At 47.7% G+C, this 19420-nt stretch carries 22 protein-coding genes; 21 read left to right on the top strand and 1 reads right to left on the bottom strand.

What is annotated here, in order from left to right:
* Positions 1 to 181 precede the first annotated feature (181 nt).
* Complete coding sequence (locus ACX1C1_RS00855; protein WP_458955313.1) at positions 182 to 1054, top strand: DUF421 domain-containing protein; 873 nt, start codon at positions 182 to 184, stop codon at positions 1052 to 1054.
* Between the two features lie 81 nt (positions 1055 to 1135).
* Here the strand turns inward: ACX1C1_RS00855 and ACX1C1_RS00850 are convergent, their stop codons facing one another.
* Entirely contained in the window at positions 1136 to 1867 is a 732-nt protein-coding gene (locus ACX1C1_RS00850; protein WP_458955312.1) for a hypothetical protein, read from the bottom strand.
* Between the two features lie 362 nt (positions 1868 to 2229).
* Here ACX1C1_RS00850 and coxB point away from each other — a divergent pair, with 362 nt between their 5' ends.
* The 20 genes from coxB (at position 2230) to opp1B (ending at position 19420) form a co-directional block, all read left to right on the top strand.
* Positions 2230 to 3285 carry a cytochrome c oxidase subunit II gene (gene coxB, locus ACX1C1_RS00845; RefSeq protein WP_458955311.1) on the top strand — a complete coding sequence of 352 codons (1056 nt, stop codon included), beginning with the start codon at positions 2230 to 2232 and terminating at the stop codon, positions 3283 to 3285.
* 75 nt (positions 3286 to 3360) lie between these two features.
* Complete coding sequence (gene ctaD, locus ACX1C1_RS00840) at positions 3361 to 5187, top strand: cytochrome c oxidase subunit I (RefSeq protein ID WP_458957560.1); 1827 nt, start codon at positions 3361 to 3363, stop codon at positions 5185 to 5187.
* A complete protein-coding gene (locus ACX1C1_RS00835) occupies positions 5184 to 5801 on the top strand; it encodes a cytochrome (ubi)quinol oxidase subunit III (protein WP_458955310.1) in 618 nt (205 codons plus the stop codon). Before ctaD ends, ACX1C1_RS00835 begins: the two co-directional genes overlap by 4 nt.
* Before the next feature lie 4 nt (positions 5802 to 5805).
* Complete coding sequence (locus ACX1C1_RS00830; RefSeq protein ID WP_458955309.1) at positions 5806 to 6129, top strand: cytochrome C oxidase subunit IV family protein; 324 nt, start codon at positions 5806 to 5808, stop codon at positions 6127 to 6129.
* Positions 6130 to 6224: 95 nt separating this feature from the next.
* On the top strand, positions 6225 to 7130 hold the full coding sequence (gene ctaG, locus ACX1C1_RS00825; protein WP_458955308.1) for a cytochrome c oxidase assembly factor CtaG: 906 nt from the start codon (positions 6225 to 6227) through the stop codon (positions 7128 to 7130).
* A 48-nt stretch (positions 7131 to 7178) separates the two neighbouring features.
* Complete coding sequence (locus ACX1C1_RS00820) at positions 7179 to 7640, top strand: DUF420 domain-containing protein (protein ID WP_458955307.1); 462 nt, start codon at positions 7179 to 7181, stop codon at positions 7638 to 7640.
* A 5-nt stretch (positions 7641 to 7645) separates the two neighbouring features.
* Positions 7646 to 8710 (top strand): acyltransferase, encoded by a 1065-nt coding sequence (locus ACX1C1_RS00815; protein WP_458955306.1) that lies wholly within the window; start codon positions 7646 to 7648, stop codon positions 8708 to 8710.
* Positions 8711 to 8896: 186 nt separating this feature from the next.
* Positions 8897 to 9622: a hypothetical protein gene (locus ACX1C1_RS00810; protein WP_458955305.1), complete on the top strand. Its 726-nt coding sequence runs from the start codon at positions 8897 to 8899 to the stop codon at positions 9620 to 9622.
* A gap of 23 nt (positions 9623 to 9645) precedes the next feature.
* Positions 9646 to 10050: a GntR family transcriptional regulator gene (locus ACX1C1_RS00805; RefSeq protein ID WP_458955304.1), complete on the top strand. Its 405-nt coding sequence runs from the start codon at positions 9646 to 9648 to the stop codon at positions 10048 to 10050.
* Positions 10047 to 10991, top strand: a complete 945-nt coding sequence (locus tag ACX1C1_RS00800) for an ABC transporter ATP-binding protein (protein ID WP_458955303.1) — start codon at positions 10047 to 10049, stop codon at positions 10989 to 10991. The genes ACX1C1_RS00805 and ACX1C1_RS00800 overlap by 4 nt, the downstream gene beginning before the upstream one ends.
* Entirely contained in the window at positions 10988 to 11890 is a 903-nt protein-coding gene (locus tag ACX1C1_RS00795) for an ABC transporter ATP-binding protein (RefSeq protein ID WP_458955302.1), read from the top strand. Before ACX1C1_RS00800 ends, ACX1C1_RS00795 begins: the two co-directional genes overlap by 4 nt.
* Positions 11883 to 13193, top strand: a complete 1311-nt coding sequence (locus ACX1C1_RS00790; protein WP_458955301.1) for an ABC transporter permease — start codon at positions 11883 to 11885, stop codon at positions 13191 to 13193. Before ACX1C1_RS00795 ends, ACX1C1_RS00790 begins: the two co-directional genes overlap by 8 nt.
* Positions 13194 to 13290: 97 nt before the next feature.
* Complete coding sequence (locus tag ACX1C1_RS00785; protein ID WP_458955300.1) at positions 13291 to 13773, top strand: small multi-drug export protein; 483 nt, start codon at positions 13291 to 13293, stop codon at positions 13771 to 13773.
* Between the two features lie 122 nt (positions 13774 to 13895).
* A complete protein-coding gene (locus tag ACX1C1_RS00780) occupies positions 13896 to 14087 on the top strand; it encodes a hypothetical protein (protein WP_458955299.1) in 192 nt (63 codons plus the stop codon).
* 626 nt (positions 14088 to 14713) lie between these two features.
* The gene (locus ACX1C1_RS00775; protein WP_458955298.1) at positions 14714 to 14956 is read left to right on the top strand and encodes a 30S ribosomal protein S14; all 243 of its coding nucleotides are present in this window, start codon (positions 14714 to 14716) and stop codon (positions 14954 to 14956) included.
* Positions 14850 to 15110, top strand: a complete 261-nt coding sequence (locus tag ACX1C1_RS00770) for a hypothetical protein (RefSeq protein ID WP_458957559.1) — start codon at positions 14850 to 14852, stop codon at positions 15108 to 15110. The genes ACX1C1_RS00775 and ACX1C1_RS00770 overlap by 107 nt, the downstream gene beginning before the upstream one ends.
* Before the next feature lie 78 nt (positions 15111 to 15188).
* Positions 15189 to 16406, top strand: a complete 1218-nt coding sequence (locus tag ACX1C1_RS00765; protein ID WP_458955297.1) for a GTP-binding protein — start codon at positions 15189 to 15191, stop codon at positions 16404 to 16406.
* Between the two features lie 39 nt (positions 16407 to 16445).
* Positions 16446 to 16595: a 50S ribosomal protein L33 gene (gene rpmG / locus ACX1C1_RS00760; protein WP_458955296.1), complete on the top strand. Its 150-nt coding sequence runs from the start codon at positions 16446 to 16448 to the stop codon at positions 16593 to 16595.
* 181 nt (positions 16596 to 16776) lie between these two features.
* On the top strand, positions 16777 to 18417 hold the full coding sequence (cntA, locus tag ACX1C1_RS00755; RefSeq protein ID WP_458955295.1) for a staphylopine-dependent metal ABC transporter substrate-binding lipoprotein: 1641 nt from the start codon (positions 16777 to 16779) through the stop codon (positions 18415 to 18417).
* 70 nt (positions 18418 to 18487) lie between these two features.
* Positions 18488 to 19420 (top strand): nickel/cobalt ABC transporter permease, encoded by a 933-nt coding sequence (gene opp1B, locus ACX1C1_RS00750; protein WP_458955294.1) that lies wholly within the window; start codon positions 18488 to 18490, stop codon positions 19418 to 19420.

Here is a 19420-nt window from a genome sequence, read left to right as displayed (position 1 = left end):
GGAATCGTCAGTCAAGATGATCAATTACAGAGGGTATAGTTGATTCTTACTGGAGATATATAGGGGTTAAATATTGCATCAGGTTATTATAACACATGATGAAGCGGTGTGCAAATAGAAAGTGTAGAACGCATGACTTTAGCTCTTTTGGACATTATAGGTTTGGAAGGGGGAATCTGAGATGCCGGATGTATTGGAAATTGTTTTGCGCACGTTAGCGGCTATTGTGATCCTGTTTATCCTGACGAAAGTGCTTGGGAAACGGCAAATATCGGAGCTATCGCTGTTTGAATACATAACAGGAATTTCGATTGGTAATATCGCGGCGTATGTCTCGCTTGATCTTGATAATCTGTGGTATCTCGGTATTGTATCCTTGGTGGTGTGGGTAAGCGCATCTGTGGGGATCGAACTGTGGACGATGAAAAACAAAAAGGTTAGAGATTTTGTCGATGGTAAAGGCACTGTGCTTATCAAAGATGGCAAGCTTCTAAAAAGCATGCTTCGCAAAGAGCGGCTGACGATGGACGAGCTGCTGGAGCAACTCAGAAGTCGAGATGTTTATCGAGTCGCCGATGTTGAATTTGCCGTCATGGAATCCAGTGGAGAATTGAATGTATTATTGAAGAAACAATTTCAGCCCATAACGCCGGACATGCTTGGATGGAAGATGACGGAGGAGAAACCGCCTCATACGATTATAATGGATGGTATTGTAATTGATTTGGAGCTGGAGCTTGCGGGCAAAGACAGGGATTGGCTGAAGCATGAGCTTCACAAAAATAAGATCAAGCTCGAGCAAGTATTGCTGGCCCAGATCGAAGACGATGGCGTAACGGTCAACATCCAGCTTATTGATGGACAGACGTTCCCGCGCGAACAAACGGATAAAGCAACCGATCGGATCCGTCAGTTAACTCGCAAGCTTGAGGCGGAGCTTAAGCAGCTCGAAAGTGTTTCGCGCAATCAAGAAGACAAGAGGGCTTATCGATCCGCTCTAGCTAGACTGAACCTGGAGATAGAGCAGCAGCCGGAGAGTGAAACCCGACATTAATCTTCAAGAGGAGCTTCCCGAATAAGGGAAAGCTCCTTGTGTTTCTTCTATATAAATAGAAATAAGGATACGAAGGGATCGTTATCTTGTTTGCCAGTTCTGCGGAGAATATCGGCCTGGCGTTGTGATGGGTTTTGGTCTGTCTGTGCTACCGTCGAATTCATATTGAATCACTTTGTTAAATGACTCGACCTGCGGCTTCAAGGAACGTCCTGCCCAAGCCTCTTGCGCGAATTGAACAAAATAATTGTTGAACTCCATATTGGCTGAAATGTGGACTTCTTGAATCATGGGCGAGTTCTCGCGAATGCTGTTCGCGATGGTCTGCTTAAGCTCATGGGACAAGTTGTTATGATCCTTGACGGTGAAGAATGAGTTATACGGCGTAACAAGTGCGTTCGTATTGCTGTAAGGCGTACCTGAATCGATGTTAAAGACGCCGCCATTGGAGCCCGTGTTGTTCTGCTCATGGGTACCGCCCTTGCTTGTTGTACCAGAGGCTGTCCAATCCAGTAGTATGGCCACATAAGCGTTCTTATCCGTCAACATAACAATCGCGTTCGCGACGCCATTAAGTGAGCTGAGCTTATTGGACAAGACGGAGCTGTATTCGAAAAATGAATTGTCGTGCTGCAACTTGCCACTGCTCATTGAGCCATACGACTTGACTCCGTTCATCTTGGGGTCGTTTTGTTTCCTGCTCCCGTAATCCGAATCGGAATGCTGGACATTCTCCTTGTAGCTGCAGGACGCAAGGGTAATAGCCATGGCAAAGGACAGTATCAAAAGCCCGGCTCGTCTAATCATGATCATCGGCTTACCTCCAATCATATTGGTATGCCCTTAGTTTTGGTTCTGACGGTTCAAATATACGCTTTGCGAAAGCATACATAATTGACCATGGGTTTGGTGCACAATGATAGGTAAACGAAGCTTCTCATGAAGCAAGATTGCCTGTCGCAATAGCCCGAAAGTGCGCGAAAAGATTACATTTTGACAGCTTTGAGAACAATTTGTGAACTCTCTGTGGAACATTGACAAATAGGGTCGTCAACTTTATATTTAATAAAGTGTTTAAAGTTGCACGAGATGTAACAACAGCTGTGAAACACGCAGCAGGCCGCTTGCCACGTGAAAACAGGCCGCTGCGAAAACGTCAAAAGTGGGGTTGATTAATGATGAATCGGTGGCAATTTGTAAGACGGCTAGCACCGCTAATGGCCATGATGGCATTGGTGCTGGCGGCATGCGGACGAGAAGACTTGTCTACGCTGAATCCTCAGGGGCCGGTAGCGGAAGAACAATTCGGACTGATGAAGCTGGCGATTATAATCATGGCGATCGTGATTGTTGTCGTATTTGCGATTTGTTTGTATGTCATTATCCGGTTCCGCAGACGTTCAGGAGACAAGACCATTCCGAAGCAGGTAGAAGGTAACCACAAACTTGAGGTTATCTGGACCGTCATTCCGATCATCTTGCTCGTGATCCTGGCCGTTCCTACTGTACAATCGGTGTTTAACCTGTCCAAGGATTACAGCAACGACCCTGATGCAGTGAAAGTCATCGTTACTTCTCATCAATACTGGTGGGAATTCGAGTATCCGGAATTAGGCATCAAGACTGCGCAGGAGCTGGTTATTCCGACCGGCAAGACGATCGCGATCGAAGCGAAGACGGCAGACGTTCTTCACTCCTTCTGGGTACCATCGCTCGCGGGCAAGATCGATACGAATCCAAGCGGCAACGAGAACCACATGTACTTCTCCGCACCAAAAGAAGGCGTTTACTTGGGCAAATGCGCAGAGCTTTGCGGACCTTCTCACGGCCTGATGGACTTTAAAGTAAAATCGGTAGACGAAGCGGCATTTGACCGTTGGGCAGTAGCAATCAAAGAACCTGTAGCTATGCCGGCTGATCTTGCTGTAGCAGAAGCTTTCCAAAGCAAATGTCTGGTTTGCCACGCAATTGGCGATACAGGCCCGTCGGCTTATCCTAACCTTGCGGGTATCGCAAGCCGCGGCAGCGTAGGTGGTATTCTTGTCAACGTAGAAGCTGATGATAAGCAATACAAACACGAAGATACGGTCTATAACAATCTCTACAAGTGGATTAAAGATCCGCAGGCGGTCAAGCCAGGCAATATTATGGCTAACAAATATGATCTGACAGATGCGGAGCTTGAAGGGATTACAAAGTATTTGTCGGAGCTAACGCTCAATTACGAATAAAATCATCAGCGACTTAAGGAGGCACCTACCTTGGCTCATGCACATGGTCATGCTGTCAAACGTTACAGTGGTCTGATGGACTGGCTGACAACGGTTGACCATAAGAAAATCGGTATATTGTATTTGATCTCAGGAGGATTTTTCTTCCTGATCGGCGGTCTTGAAGCGATCCTGATTCGGGTTCAGCTTTGGGCACCACAGAACGACTTCGTAGGAGCAGATACATACAACGAACTGCTTACGATGCACGGAACAACAATGATCTTCTTGGCTGCGATGCCACTTTTATTCGCCTTTATGAATGCGGTCGTACCGCTTCAGATCGGCGCGCGCGACGTAGCATTTCCTTTCGTGAACTCCCTTGGCTTCTGGACGTTCTTCTTTGGCGGACTGCTGCTGAACATCAGCTGGCTGACAGGCGACGTACCGGATGCAGGCTGGACGGCTTACGCACCGCTAGCGGGAACAACGTATAGCGGCGATCACGGTATGGATTATTACGTATTAGGTTTGCAGATAGCCGGTATCGGTACGCTTGTCGGCGGTATCAACTTCCTGGTTACAATCATCAACATGCGCGCTCCAGGCATGACCTTCATGCGGATGCCGCTTTTCACTTGGACAGCATTTATCACATCCGCACTGATCCTGTTCGCGTTCCCAGCACTTACAGTTGGTCTCGCGGCACTAATGTTCGACCGGATCTTCAGTGCTAACTTCTTTGACCCATCTGCAGGCGGTAACGCTGTACTATGGGAGCATATCTTCTGGATATTCGGGCATCCTGAGGTGTATATCCTCATCCTGCCGGCCTTCGGGATTATCTCCGAAGTTATCAGTACATTTGCGCGTAAACGTCTGTTCGGATACAGCTCCATGGTATTTGCAACCATCTTGATCGGCTTCTTGGGCTTCATGGTATGGGCGCATCACATGTTTACAGCTGGTCTGGGACCTGTAGCGAATGCATTGTTCTCTATCGCGACAATGTTGATCGCGGTACCGACGGGGATTAAAATCTTTAACTGGTTGTTCACGATGTGGGGCGGCTCCAACAAGTTCACCGCAGCTAACTTGTTTGCGGTAGGCTTTGTCCCAACATTCGTAATGGGCGGCGTTACAGGCGTTATGCTTGCGGCGGCACCAGCTGACTTCCAGTATCACGATTCTTATTTCGTCGTAGCTCACTTCCACTACGTTATCGTAGGCGGCTTGGTGCTCGGTATCTTTGCAGGCTTGCATTATTGGTGGCCTAAGATGTTCGGACGCGTGCTTAACGAAACGCTTGGCAAGCTGACGTTCTGGACATTCTTTATCGGCTTCCACTTAACATTCTTCATTCAGCATTTCTTGGGTCTGCTTGGTATGCCGCGTCGTATCTGGCAATACCTGGACGGTCTAGGCTTCAACGAAATGAATATGATCAGTACAGTAGGCGCATTCTTGATGGGTCTGGGTACAATCTTCTTCCTTATCAACGTGGTGTCTACAGCTGCTAAACCTAAGAACGCAGGAAACGATCCTTGGGAAGATGGCCGTACACTGGAATGGACGATTCCTTCGCCTCCACCAGAGTACAACTTTGCACAAACTCCTTTGGTTCGTGGTTATGACGCTTACTGGAAAGAAAAGATGGAAGGTCACAAAGGCATGACGCCTGCGGAGCCAATTGGACCGATTCATATGCCATCCCCATCGATTCTGCCGTTCTTCATGGGTCTGGGTCTGTTTATCGCAGGTTTCGGATTTATGTATTCGCCGGATTGGGATTATGGAATCTACGTCGGTGCTCTCGGCCTTGGCATTACGCTGATCTGCATGATGCTTCGTTCGGTTATCGACGATCACGGCTTCCATATCGAAGAAGATGAGATCCTTAAAGATATGGGGGGTAAAGCATGAGCGCACACACGCATGTAGAAGGGCAATTGCCTCATGAGCCGGAAAAGGCGACCCTCGAGGGACGCAATAAGGTACTCGGCTTCTGGTTGTTCCTAGGCGGCGAGACTGTACTCTTCGGTACATTGTTCGCGGCATTCTTAGCACTTCGCGACCAAGTGCTTGACGGTCCTAAACCTGATCATCTATTTGATCTAACGCTTGTTGCTATCGCAACAGCTATTCTGTTAACATCCAGCTTGACAAGCGTATTCGCTATTCAGGCTATGCACCAAAACAAAGTAAAAAGCTTGATCAATTGGTTGATCGTTACCGTATTACTCGGCGCGGCGTTCCTTGGTCTTGAGATTTATGAATTCTATCACTATGTGCATGAAGGTCACGGATTCACGACTAGTGCGTTCTCGTCTTCGTTCTATACGCTAGTTGGTTTCCACGGAGCGCACGTATTGTTCGGTATTCTATGGATCACGCTGCTGATCATTCAGCTCTCGCGTAAGGGTCTGACGGTTGTAACTGCACCGAAGACATATGTTGCCGGTATGTACTGGCACTTTATCGACGTTGTATGGGTATTCATCTTCACAGTTGTTTACCTGATGGGAAAGGTGGTTTAACGGTATGGCGAGCAATCACGGTGCTACGGAGCAACACACAAACACCAAACGTCATAAGGTTGAAGGTCCCAAGAAACATATCGTTGCCTTCATTTTCTCGATTCTGTTAACATTTATTGCGTTTGCTACGGTTATCAGCGGTGAGATCAACAAAGACTTTATCTACATCATTCTGCTTGGAACGGCTGTCCTGCAAGTATTTGTACAGATGGCATTCTGGATGCATATGAAGGATCGTGGGCATACATTCGCTTTGATCGGAATTTTGACCGGCGTATTCGTTGTCTTCACTTGCGTCATTATGGCGGAGTATTGGGTTTGGTGGTAATCGTTCTACCGCAAGATCGATAAGAATTGAACAGAGGAGGGTCCCAGTGGTTGCGGGTCCCTCTTCTTTCCGTAATGTAGAAAGGAGCCTTTCAGATGTTTGGCTTAAACGAATATTTTACTTTTGAGGAATTATGGTCACCTTTGTTTCTATTTGCGATGATTGCGGTGGTCATTCTGTATTTCTATTTAATAGGTCCTTGGAGAGAGAAACATCATCCGCAAGAAGCCGGTGCAACGCCAATGCAGAAGATGTTGTTCATCGGTGCTGCGTTTCTGTTCTACTTGACACAAGGAGGTCCTCTCAGTTTAATGGGCCACCTGATGTTCACCTATCATATGGTAGATATGTCCATTTCCTATCTAATGGTTCCGCCAATGGTCCTGATCGCCGTGCCTGCATTCCTTTGGAGAAGAATGTTCGCGCCTCGCTTCTGGAAGAAGTTCTCCTTTCTCATGCATCCTATTATGACCCTGGTTATGTTCAACATGCTGTTCTCGATATATCATGTACCGATGGTTCACGATTATGTGATGACTAATTTCGCAGTGCATCGGCTCTATTATGTCGTATTGTTGATTACAGCATTTATGATGTGGTGGCAAGTCGCTTGCCCGGTCAAAGAATGGGCGAAACTGACTGATATGAAGCGTATGGCTTATGTATTTGCCAATGGGGTACTTCTAACGCCTGCTTGTGCATTGATTATTTTCGGGCCAACCGATCTATATGCGACATATAACGATCCGCAGGTATGGGTGCAAGCAATGGGCTATTGCATTTCAGGTGATACATCTTATTTGCTGACGCAATACGGCGGTCCTGAGTTCTTTAACCATATCGGGATTGAGGATGATCAGCAATTGGGCGGCATCGTGATGAAGCTTGTCCAAGAGATCATGTACGGGATCATCCTGGCTTATATTTTCAAGCAATGGTTCAAGAACGAGCATGCGGAGGATGATCTTCCTAATTCTAATCCGAATCCTGGGACCGTGTAATCGCATCTTCAAACCTATTGCCCATTATGACGCATGGAGTGGATGACAGTGGAGCTTAACACGTTAATGCCGACCGTAAGCACATTCTTTATCGTGCTTAGCGCGACACTTGTCGCTTTTGGTTGGCGGCTGGCTATCAAGCGGAAGCTTGATCAGCATCAGAAGGTCATGGTGTACGCAGCCGTGGCAGCCATATTATTTTTTATCATCTACGCCTCCCGCACCTTTATAATCGGCAGTACGCCGTATAATGGCCCGGAGGGTCTTAAACCCTATTATTTGGTCTTTCTACTGTTTCACATTGTGCTTGCAACGGTCGCAGCGGTATTTGGGATTACAACGATCGTTCTTGGTTACAAGAAAAAATTCGCCAAGCATCGTAAGTTTGGCCGATTCACATCGATTATTTGGTTCATTACGGCCATCACAGGTACGGCCGTCTACCTGATCTTGTATGTCTTGTATCCGCCAGTGGATGCGAAACCGCTTTTTGAAGCGATTTTCGGGTAGATACGATGTCGAGCATCCAGAGAAAATCAAACATCATTGAAATCGGTATCGTGCGAGCAATTGCTATAATTGCGGTTGTTCTCATCCATGTGACAGCTAGTCCCAGCTATTCCATCCCGTGGGGCAGCTTATCTGCTCCGTTCTACTTGTTAGCGAATCAATTAAGTATGTTTGCGGTACCTCTGTTCTTATTGCTCAGCGGACTTGTATTATTCTATCGTTATCACGACGACTGGAGCATGAGACAGGCACTTGCTTTCTATAAGAAACGGCTCAAGTATATCGTATTGCCATACCTGGTATGGTCGCTTATCTATTACTTGTATAATCAATGGGTTTATGGCAAGTCGTTGACGTTCGAGATAGTCTCATTTGCCAAACTATTGATCTGGGGAGATGCGAATTACCATCTCTACTTTATGGCGATCATCATACAGCTATATCTTATATTCCCGCTGCTGATGGGACTTATTCGGTGGTTGAAGCTCAAGGCGTGGCATGTCGCAGTGCTCGGCATAGCGGTACAGATTACATTCTTGTACATTCATAATGAAATATACAAGTTTGAATATGCCACTACAATAATATTGAACTACTTCGCGGTGTTCGGTATAGGAGCGGCAATCGGAATGGTATATGAGGCATTCGCAAAACGGTGGATTCATGCAGCTTGGACGGGGCCGCTAGCGATGTTAGTAGGCTTTATGTATATGCTTTGCCTGTTATCCGCCAAGAGCGGAGTGATGTATCCCATGCCGATCTACATTACCCTATACAGCATCTATGCGGTACTCATCGGGGTAACGCTAATCTGGGGAGGGAAATTAATCGCTGAACGGGCAACACGACTGACAGGCTGGCTGCTTGCTCTAGGTTCTGCCTCATTCGGTATCTACTTCATCCATCCCGCCATTCAGACAGCAATGGGCAAGCTGTTCGGCCAAGCGCTCGGCAGCTCGTATTACCATCTTTATAACATCTCGTTGTTTGTAATCATGCTTGGACTTTCGTTCACGATCGTGCACCTGACGAGAAAGATGAAGTTGTCTTGGCTGATATGGGGCAAGTAATATTTTCTGCTATACGTTAAACCTCTTCACCTATTCGTTATGTCAGAACGAATGGTGTAGAGGTTTTTATTTTTTTCCAACGCTTGACAATGAATGTCTTCGTGCATATACTGTGTATATAGATATATACAGTATATAAACACACCACACAAACGCGAGAGGTCAGATCCGGGAGGTAAGAAATAGATGAGTAACTGGAGAGGCGCATGGTTTCTGGTAAAGAGCGAGATCAAATGGGCGAAGTGGAAGGTTATATATCCAATCCTATTTGCTGGCTACATGCTGCTATTTATGATCTCAATGTTTGATGATGCTTTGCTACATGAAGGATCGGTTTTCACTTACATGGCTATCGATCTATATGCGCTGCTATTATTCCCGTTGTTGGGCCAAATGGCAACACAGCCCTACTTCACTTGGAAAGCAGATATCTATACCAAGAAGCTGGAAACCTGGAGGACATTACCGATTCCAATCAAACAAATTGCGTTAGGTAAATACCTTCTATATGTGACAATGGGCATCCCCCCAATGATTCTATACTTTATTGGCTTCTATTACGCCATCCAATCGATTGGGCCGCATGAGATGGAGCTTGGAGCATTTGTGATGTTCGCCTTGTTCTGGATTGTATATGCTTCAGTATTTGGTTTTGTGTACTTGTTCATGGAGTTAGGTTTCAGAATGAAAGTATATTTTTGGTTCTCCATTTCGATCTCGATTGTTGCGTTAGTTGCACTCATCTCTTATTCGATCATGGTAGAGGAGAGCTTAATGCTTGAAAGCTATCGAACGATCATGAGCGGAGGCTGGTGGTTACCGGCGGCAGCGATTGTAGCAGCTTCTGTGCTTATACCGCTGGGCTTACGTGCTATCGAGCGGAAGATACGAAAAAGGAATTTGGCCAAGTAACGGGAGAAAGCGGGTGAAGACTGGTGAGACTGCCCATCCAAATCAACGAACAAAGCGCAGAACCACTCTATCATCAAATCAAAGTACAGCTTAGAGCGCTTATCGTCAGCGGTCAGCTTGTCGATGGCACCTTGCTCCCGTCTATTCGCGAATTGGCGCAGACCGTCAAGTGCAGTGTTATTACTGTCAAACGAGTGTACAGTGATCTGGAAGCGGAGGGGTTGCTGCGAACGAGACAAGGAACGGGAACCTATGTGGCGAAGGTTGGCGAGCAGGAACGAGATCGTCACCGGCTTTCGGTCGTTCTAGAATCATTGGAGCAAGCGGTCATTGCCGGCAAACGTGTGCAGTGCTCGGTCGAAGAGCTAGAGGAACTGTTCCGCGAGGCCATCCATAAACATTACGACTCGGGAGGCGAAGATGGATGAACGAGTGGAAATCGGAGACAGCGATCTCCTTCGAGCAGGTATCGGTCAAAAATACGGAATTCCGGTTAGGTCCAACAACGCTTGATATTCCTTCCGGTTATATAACGGCGATCGTGGGTCCCAATGGGAGCGGCAAGAGCACACTCTTCCGTATGGCGCTCGACCTTGCTAAGCCGGATCAAGGCAAAGTGACGGTGCTTGGTCAAGAAATCGGGAGCGACGACGATGATGCCATTAAGCAGCGAATCGGTTATGTTCCCGAGGAGCATTATGCGCATGAGAATCAGATGAAGGGCAGCGATAAAGCGAAGATTAACGGTTACTGGTATAAGAATTGGGATATGTTCCGCTATCAGGAGCTGCTTCGTATTTTGCAGGTCAACGATCATCAGATGTTAGGCAAGATGTCCAAAGGGATGCGGAGAAAAACTGAGCTTGCGCTTGCGCTTGCCCATAATCCCGATCTGCTCCTGCTGGATGAGCCGTCTTCTGGCCTCGATCCGCTAGCTTGGAAAAGTATGATCGATATTCTGCATCGACATATGGAACAAGGTGACCGAACGATCCTGATGACGAGTCATATCGTTGAAGAAGTGAAACGGTTGGCAGATTTTATCGTATTTATGGCGCAGGGAAGGGTTCTTGGCTTCTACGAGAAAGATGAATTGTTCAGCAGTTGGTTCATGTTGTATGTGAGCAGTGTAGGCTTGGAAGCCAGGGACTTGATGGATATGCCTGGTCAGTCCGGCATCGAGAATGCAGGGCTGCATACGTTCCGCGTCCTGACGAGTCAAGCGTTTGAGGCTGAACGCTGGTGCCAGGAGGCTGGGCTTAACATCATGAGCAAATCCGCGATGGAGCTGGACGAAATTATGGCTGCGTTGTTGCAAGGTATTGCACTAGAGACCAAAATGAACGAAGTGAGGGGATTAAGAAGATGAAGCCATTGATAGTCGAAAATGTTACGAAACAATACGCGGATAAGACAGCGGTAAACAACAACTCATTCGAGGTTGGAGAAGGTGAAATCTACGGGTTGCTTGGCGCGAACGGCGCAGGAAAAACGACGACGATGCGAATGGTGCTCGGCCTGATTTTCCCGGATGAAGGCAAGATTCTCTATAACGGCAAGCCTTACAGCAACGAGCAATTAAGTAAGCTCGGGTACCTGCCGGAGGAGAGAGGGCTGTATCCGAAGATCAAAGTTAGCGAGCAAATCATCTACTTGTCCCATCTTCGCGGGATGTCGAAGGCAGACGCCGACCGCAACTTGAAGTATTGGCTGGATAAATTTGAAGTACCGGAGTATTACAACAAGAAGGTTGAAGAGCTGTCGAAGGGGAATCAGCAAAAAATACAGTTTATTGCGGCCGTCAACCATAAGCCTCAAATCGTAATTATGGATGAAGCGTTCAGCGGTCTTGATCCCGTTAATGTCGAGTTGCTGAAGTCGACAGTCAAGGAGCTGCGCGATACGGGTACAAGCATCCTGTTCTCGACGCATCGGATGGAGCATGTCGAGGAGCTCTGCCGGAACATATCGATTCTTCATCGTTCCAACACCGTGTTGAAGGGCAGCCTCAAGGATATCAAGAAACGGTTCCCAAGAGAACGTGTGATATTAGGCACGGATACCGAAATTAACGGACTTGACCGTGTAGCTGGCGTTAGCGGAGTTACACGGACGGAGCGCGGCTACGATATCGCGATTTCCATGGAATCTGCGGGAGCGGAGATTCTGAAATTAGCGGTGGATCAAGCGACAATCAATCATTTTGAAATCAAAGAACCGACGCTTAACGAAATCTTTATTAGAACGGTAGGTGATCGTCATGAGTAAATTCGGGACGGTAGTAGGGTTTACGATTCGCAATAAAATTACAGGCAAAGCATTTGTAATTACAACGCTTATTATTGCGCTGGTCATCAGTATCGGCATCCATCTTCCCTATATCATCGAGCAGTTTGACAAAGGCGACAAAGCGACGAATATCGGTTATGTGCAGATGACAGGACAAGAGGCTGATCAAACCGGAGATCTACTGAAAAGCTTCTACGAGAGCCAAGAAAATCCAACTATTGTGATGGTGCCGTTCGAGAATAAAGGCGATGCTGCGGCGAATGAGAAGCAGCTCAAGCAAGCAATCGAAGATGGCGAGATCAAAGGATATCTGGAGTTCGGAGATACGCTGACGGATAGCGGCTTCCCCGAAATGAAATACAAATCCGAAAAACTGCTCGAATTCGGCATGACGGAATCGATGCAGAACGCTTTGATCCAAATCAGACAAGTAAATATCCTGAAGGATGCGGGCCTGACGGATGAACAAATGAAGCTGCTGTCTGCTCCAATCAAAATTGATACGGTGCAAATTTATACTGGAGAAGGCTCCGGTGGCGATAATTCAGGCAGAACCAAGGAAGAACAAGGCGTGAATATGGGCGTTGTATACGTCATGATGATCTTCCTGTTTATGGCGATTATGATGTCCGGCAATATGATCGCATCCGAGATTACATCGGAGAAAAGTTCGCGCGTTATGGAGATTTTGATTACGAGCGTGTCACCGCTCACGCAGATGTTTGGCAAAATTTTCGGGATGTTTGTTGTCGTGATCATCCAAGTAGCATTCTATGTTGCTGTTATACTCGGCAACGCATCATTGCCGCATAATGAAGGTGCGCTCGGCAATCTCGACATCGACTTGTCGTTAGTCGATCCGGTGCTTATCATGTACGCCATTCTGTTATTCTTCTTGGGCTTCTTCTTGTTCGCAACGTTGTACGCGGCTATCGGATCTATTGTCAGCCGCACAGAGGATCTTGGCCAAGCCGTACTGCCAATGACATTTATTTCGCTTGCGGGCTTCTATATCGCGATCTTCAGTATCAGCACGCCAGACAGCTTGCTGGTCAAAGTATCGTCGTACATCCCGCTGTTCTCGCCGTTTACGATGCTGCTTCGTCTGGGGCTGACAGAAGTCGCGTTGTGGGAAACGCTGCTGTCCTTCGGCATCCTGATCGTTTCGATCTACGTCTCGGTCTACGTTTCGGCTAAGATCTACCGCACGGGCGTGCTGATGTACGGCAAACGTCCTACTTGGAAAGAGATTCGGAAAGCGATGAAGGCTTATAAGATTTAATTGTTTGAGTGAGTTGTGAGTCTTGGTACATTTATAAAAGCTGATGTATCAAGGGTTTTTCATTAAAATTTGGTGAGTAGTAAAGGATGATGACAAGTTGGAACAATTTCTGCAACAGCTGCAAGATTCAAGTCCGATCTTACAATTCATTGGGGTTATGCTCGTGGCCATGGTCCCGTTTCTCGAAGGATACGTGGCAGTACCCCTAGGGATTGCGATCGGGTTCCCGGCCGTGATGACGATCGCGGCGGCCATCGTCGGCAACTGGATTTCGGTTATGGTTGTGATCCTGGCCAGCGATCGCGTTAAGCAGTGGCTGCAAAGAAGAAAACCGTCCGAACGTAGCCAAGAAAAGCAAAACAAACGTCTGGAACGCGGGCAGAAGTTATTCCAGAAGTACGGCGTTCCCGGAGTGTCGCTTCTAGGCCCGTTGTTGATCGGAGACCACATCGCGGCTCTAGTCTGTATCGCCTCGGGCGCAACGAAACGATACGTAATCATCTGGCAAACGATCGCCATTGTCGTATGGGCTGTCGGAACGGGGATCTTGGTGTTGTTAGGCATTCAAGTTGCAAAGTAATTAGGTAAACTATGTTTGAGATGTAATAGGCCCTTGATACATCCTAGAATGTTGATGTATCAAGGGTCTTTTCTTATTAGCTTGGTGAGCAGGAGTAGAACTGGAAGAGGAGGCCGGATGATATGAGTGATAACAATCCGTCCAACAACAATAAAAATCGGAAAAAAGAGACGGCATCGGGAATGGCGCTCGGCATTGCCATCGGCGTCGCTCTCGGGGCGGCATTCGATCAACTCGCGATCGGTATCGCCCTCGGAGTCGCATTCGGGGCCGCATTGGGCTCAGTTGCTTCCAAGCCGCCGAAGAGCAAGTAAGCAGGAAGAGGAAGAGAGGAAAATTGGCGGTTGCTGAGGATTGAGTTGATGCTCTCCATCTGATTTTTCTTTATATGTTCTTCTGAGTCACTTTGAGCAATCAGATCTAACCGTCTGACATAAAGCCCTTACCATAACATATTCATTTGGTTGCACTCCATCCCTATAATTAACGTCGTAGTCTATTCGTATGAATGGGGAGTGGGACGATGTTGGAGCTGCGGTTGTCGGAAGTAGAAACTTATCGGTATATCAACGAGATGAAAATGATCAAAGCGATATGATTTTAATCTCATCTATAACCGTGACTCACAGCATGTGTGAGTAGTAATTATAATGGAGACAAGATACGAAACCTTGATGATCAGAAGCATTGATCAATCAAGGTTTTTTGGTGCGCTTGGCCGCGCACCGACTAAGGAGTGAAAGTCTCCAATACAGAGATTTGTTCGACAAAGAACTGCATGTGTTCGGAGAGTTGTTCAGATATTTGAGTTTCGCTGAGGATATCGGATTTGCGCCATTGCTGAAGCGATCATGCATGCAATCAACGGATAGGGGTTGCAATCTCTGTAAATTTCATCATAATAAATCGTAATTATTACTATTATGAGGGGTGAAGAATTATGGCCAAAAAATCGAAAGTTGTAAAAGAACAAAAAAGAAGAGAGAAAGCAGCCCGTTACGCAGCAATTCGCAAACAATTGAAAGAAAACAAGGATTATGGTAGAGAAGCTGGCGAAGGAAGGCCGATTCGATTACATCTTAATCGAATCAACGGGAATTGGCGAGCCGCTGCCCGTGGCTCAAACCTTTACCTACGTAGACGAGGACCAAAATATGGATTTATCCATGCTGACCCGTCTTGACTGCATGGTCTATCCTCCTTCGTCTACACGCGCAAGGTCCCGTTTCATCCGGATCGATTGCTCAGGTGGACGGCTGTCCTACTATTGGAGTCCCGTAGAATGGATTGTTGGATTGACATTATTAATCGTAATTGTTACAATTAAGTTCATATAGTAATGATTACGATTAGAGGGGCGAATACAGGCTGTATTACGCGTAAGGCTATGACTACAACTAATAGAGGTGTCAAGAATGAATGAAAGCAAGAAGCTGCCGGTAACTGTTCTAAGCGGATATTTGGGAGCAGGCAAGACGACTATTATGAATCATGTGCTGAACAACCGCGAGGGTATGAGGGTGGCGGTCATCGTTAACGATCTCAGCGAGGTCAATATTGACGCCGATCTCATTCAGAACGGAGGAGGCTTGTCGCGTACGGAAGAGAAACTGGTCGAAATGTCGAACGGGTGCATCTGCTGCACGCTTCGAGAGGATCTGCTTCGTGAAGTGGAGAGATTGGCGAAGGAGCAGCGTTTCGATTACATCCTTATCGAATCGACAGGCGTAGGAGAGCCTGTCCCCGTTGCCCAGACGTTCTCCTACATCGACGAGGAGCAGGGCATCGATCTGACAGAGTTCTGTAGACTGGACAGCATGGTGACCGTGGTAGATGCCTATCGGTTCTGGAGCGACTTTGCCTCCGGCGAGACGCTGATGGATCGCAAGCAGGCAGTGGGCGAAGACGACAGCCGGGAAGTGGTCGATCTGCTGATTGATCAGATCGAGTTCTGCGACGTGCTCATACTGAACAAATGCGATTTGGTGGGCGAGAAGGAGCTCGAAGAGCTGGAGAAGGTGCTTCGCGCGCTTCAGCCGCGAGCCCGTCTGATCCGCGCATCGCGCGGCGAAGTGAAGCCTGTCGACATTTTGAATACTGGCTTGTTCAATTTTGACGAAGCAAGCCGCTCGGCCGGTTGGATTCAGGAGATGGAGAAGGAGCACCATGTGCCGGAGACGGACGAATACGGCATCGCTTCCTTTGTCTACGAGCGTGTGAAGCCGTTCCATCCAGAACGATTAATGGATTGGATGAGTGAATGGCCGGAGGAGATTGTGAGGGCGAAGGGCATGGTGTGGCTTGCTACTCGCAGCGACATGGCGCAGAGCTTCAGCCAGGCTGGACCTTCCATTCAATTCGGGCCAGCCGGGAAGTGGGCGGCGGCTCTTCCGGAAGAAGAGCAGCAGCAAATGCTGCAGGAGGATCCGGAGCTATCTAACAACTGGAATGAAATGTACGGGGACCGTGTGAACAAAATTGTATTTATCGGGATGGACATGGATCGGCCGTCTTTAACGGGAGAGTTGGATAACTGTCTGCTAACCGACGAAGAGATGGATATGGATTGGAACGATTTCGTCGACGAATTTCCGAACCAGCACGACGTTCAACTGGAAGAACAATTCAACTAGCCATATTGAATAACCTCTAAAAGAAAGGGGGGAGCCTTCATGCGAGTGACGATTATGCTAGCGTGTACGGAATGCGGAGATCGCAACTACACGACGACGAAGAACAAGCGAACAAATCCGGAACGTTTGGAATTCAAAAAGTATTCGCCGCGCTTGAAGAAGGTGACGGTTCATCGGGAAAGCCGCTAAGGGTCCAACGACAATAACACGGCCGCTCCATTGGAGTGGCTGTGTTTGTGGTGGTCGGAAGGCGACGTCATTGCTTGAAATAACAAAATAAAAAAGATTGACAGCATTAATCGTAATAATTACACTCTATAAAGGTCGTTATTAGTAATAATTACTATTGTGAAAAGAGGAGAGTCAAACCATGAAGAGAAACAAAGGAGTCGTTTTGCTGGTTTCCTTGCTCGTCATTGCCTTGTTGGCTGGATGCAGCGGCAACGGGGGCAATGGAGACAATGACAGCAAAGCTGGCAATGGCAATACAGATGAGGGCAAGGAGCAGACGAAGGAGATCGTATATGCCACTGCAAAAGACATTAACGATATGAACCCGCATCTGTATCCAGGCTCTATGCCTGTGCAAGGCATGATTTATGAATCGCTTGTCGAGAACACATCGGAAGGCATTAAGCCGTTGCTGGCAGAATCCTGGGATATTTCGGAGGACGGCAAGGTCTATACATTCCATCTGCGGAAGAACGTCACCTTCCATGACGGTGAGCCATTCAATGCGGAAGCGGTCAAGGCGAACATCGAAGCCGTGATGAGCAACGCGGTTAAACATTCTTGGATTAAACTGACGACCATGCTGGATAAAGTCGCCGTTATCGATGAACATACGGTGCAATTGACGCTGAAACAAACGTATTATCCGACGCTGCTCGAGTTGTCCATGACTCGTCCCTTCGTCTTCCTGTCGCCGAAGGACTTTCTGAACGGAGAGACGAAGGACGGCGTGCAAGGCCATCACGGCACGGGTCCTTACAAGCTGGAGGAGCATGTGACGGAGCAATTCGCGAAGTTTGCAGCCAATGAACAATACTGGGGCGGCGCACCGGAAGTGAAGTCTATTACGGCTAAGGTGCTGCCTTCAGGCGAAACGACGCTGCTTGCGCTGCAAAAAGGCGAAGTGAACTTTGTATTTACGGACGACCGCGGCACTGACAGCATCGACGTAGAAGCGATGCAGCAGCTTGTTGATTCCGGCGACTACCAGATCGTTCGAAGCGATCCTATGAATACAAAAATGATTGTGGCCAACAGCAGCAAAACGGACAGTCCGGTAAGCGATCGCGCTGTTCGCGAGGCAATCTGGCATGCGATTGACAGGGAAACCATCAGCCAAGCTATCTTTAATGGCACAGAAGCTCCGGCCGAGACGCTGTTTGCTCCCAACGTGAACTATGCCGATGCTGGTTTGGAAAAGCGAGAATACGATTTGGAAAAGGCCAAAAGCTTGTTGGAGGAAGCGGGATGGACGTTGTCCGGAGGCGTGGATATTCGAGCAAAAGACGGACGTCAGTTAACGATGAAGATCTATTACGACGTCAATTCGGGCTCGCAGAAAACGCAAGCGGAGCTGCTCCAAAGCGAAGCACAGAAGCTCGGCATGAAGCTGGAGCTTGTCGGAGAAGAGTCACCATCCATCGCAAACCGTCGTTCGACCGGCGACTACGAGCTGTTGTTTAATCAGACATGGGGTCTAGCGTATGACCCGCAAAGCACGATCGCGGCGTTTGCCACCGAATCTTCTTATCTACATACGACCAAAGGAATTGTTCAGGCAGATGAGCTGTACAGCAAGATCGATGAAGTTATGGTATCCACGGACGAGGAGACAAGAAAAGCTCTCTACAAGGATATCCTTACCATTGTGCACGAAGAGGCTGTATTTATCCCGCTGACGAACGGAAGCGTGACAGTTGTTGCTCCGACAGATCTGGAAGGTATTTCGTTCAAACAGACACAATTCGAGCTGCCTTTCGAGATGATGAGCTTCAAGTAAGCTTTCGATTTTCAATTGACGACCATTTAAGTGCCTTAATGCTGACGGAGGAAGAAAGGAGGAACCGTTTATGCTAGGATACGCACTGCGAAGAATCGTCCTTGTTGTGCCGCTGCTATTCGTAATCTCTTTTCTCACATTTATATTAAATGGACTGTCGCCCATGGATCCAGCCGAGGTTGTGCTGCATGCGCAGGGCGTGCCGGTCATCACGGATGAACTCATCGCCGAAACGAGAAGCGAATTAGGTATGGACCGGCCGATGCTGGTTAGATATGGAGATTGGTTAATGTCTTGCCTGCAGCTGGATTTTGGCATCTCCTACATTACGGGTGATACCGTGTGGTCGCTTCTGGGACCTGCTTTGTTGAACACGGTGAAGCTAACACTGGTCTCTTCGGTTTTCATTATTCTGTTGTCGATCGTGCTTGGAGTCGTTTGTGCGCTAAAGGAGGGCAAGTGGCAGGATTTATCCATCCGAAGCATTTCCTTCTTCCTCACTTCGATGCCGGCTTACTGGCTGGCGGCGCTAATGATATGGTATTTCTCCGTAAAGCTGGATCTGTTCCCTACTAGCGGGATGGATACCTTTGGCAGCTACGTGCTGCCGGTTGCGGTTATTGTGGTTGGTTATGTCGGTATCTATTTCCGTATTGTGCGCAGCTCAATGCTAAGCAATTTGAATGCGGATTATGTAACGTACGGCAGGGCATGCGGAATGACAGAGCGCAGTCTCAATACGAAGGTGCTTCGAAATTCGCTTCAAGTTGCCATTTCTGTGTTTGGAATGGCCATTCCAATCATTCTGGGAAGCACGGTAGTGGTGGAAAATATGTTTGCATGGCCGGGCCTTGGCACGCTTACCGTCAATTCGATATTGGGTCGGGACTTTCCTATTATTCAAGCCTATGTGCTCGTACTAGCTGTCGCTTTTGTTCTGTTTAACACAGTATCGGATCTGCTTGGCGCAGCGGTGAACCCAAAGCTGAGGAAGGAGTTCTAA

The sequence above is a fragment of the Paenibacillus sp. strain BS8-2 genome (genome assembly GCF_054483835.1).
The sequence above is the reverse complement of the archived record's forward strand: the minus strand, read 5'-3'. Positions and strand labels throughout refer to the sequence as shown.

Bases quoted from the DNA above. Each gene is read 5' to 3' on its own strand.
- ACX1C1_RS00855 (WP_458955313.1), top strand. From the start codon at position 182: ATGCCGGATGTATTGGAAATTGTTTTGCGCACGTTAGCGGCTATTGTG.
- ACX1C1_RS00850 (WP_458955312.1), bottom strand. From the start codon at position 1,867: ATGATCATGATTAGACGAGCCGGGCTTTTGATACTGTCCTTTGCCATG.
- coxB (WP_458955311.1), top strand. From the start codon at position 2,230: ATGATGAATCGGTGGCAATTTGTAAGACGGCTAGCACCGCTAATGGCC.
- ctaD (WP_458957560.1), top strand. From the start codon at position 3,361: ATGGACTGGCTGACAACGGTTGACCATAAGAAAATCGGTATATTGTAT.
- ACX1C1_RS00835 (WP_458955310.1), top strand. From the start codon at position 5,184: ATGAGCGCACACACGCATGTAGAAGGGCAATTGCCTCATGAGCCGGAA.
- ACX1C1_RS00830 (WP_458955309.1), top strand. From the start codon at position 5,806: ATGGCGAGCAATCACGGTGCTACGGAGCAACACACAAACACCAAACGT.
- ctaG (WP_458955308.1), top strand. From the start codon at position 6,225: ATGTTTGGCTTAAACGAATATTTTACTTTTGAGGAATTATGGTCACCT.
- ACX1C1_RS00815 (WP_458955306.1), top strand. From the start codon at position 7,646: ATGTCGAGCATCCAGAGAAAATCAAACATCATTGAAATCGGTATCGTG.
- ACX1C1_RS00810 (WP_458955305.1), top strand. From the start codon at position 8,897: ATGAGTAACTGGAGAGGCGCATGGTTTCTGGTAAAGAGCGAGATCAAA.
- ACX1C1_RS00800 (WP_458955303.1), top strand. From the start codon at position 10,047: ATGAACGAGTGGAAATCGGAGACAGCGATCTCCTTCGAGCAGGTATCG.
- ACX1C1_RS00795 (WP_458955302.1), top strand. From the start codon at position 10,988: ATGAAGCCATTGATAGTCGAAAATGTTACGAAACAATACGCGGATAAG.
- ACX1C1_RS00790 (WP_458955301.1), top strand. From the start codon at position 11,883: ATGAGTAAATTCGGGACGGTAGTAGGGTTTACGATTCGCAATAAAATT.
- ACX1C1_RS00780 (WP_458955299.1), top strand. From the start codon at position 13,896: ATGAGTGATAACAATCCGTCCAACAACAATAAAAATCGGAAAAAAGAG.
- ACX1C1_RS00775 (WP_458955298.1), top strand. From the start codon at position 14,714: ATGGCCAAAAAATCGAAAGTTGTAAAAGAACAAAAAAGAAGAGAGAAA.
- ACX1C1_RS00765 (WP_458955297.1), top strand. From the start codon at position 15,189: ATGAATGAAAGCAAGAAGCTGCCGGTAACTGTTCTAAGCGGATATTTG.
- rpmG (WP_458955296.1), top strand. From the start codon at position 16,446: ATGCGAGTGACGATTATGCTAGCGTGTACGGAATGCGGAGATCGCAAC.
- cntA (WP_458955295.1), top strand. From the start codon at position 16,777: ATGAAGAGAAACAAAGGAGTCGTTTTGCTGGTTTCCTTGCTCGTCATT.
- opp1B (WP_458955294.1), top strand. From the start codon at position 18,488: ATGCTAGGATACGCACTGCGAAGAATCGTCCTTGTTGTGCCGCTGCTA.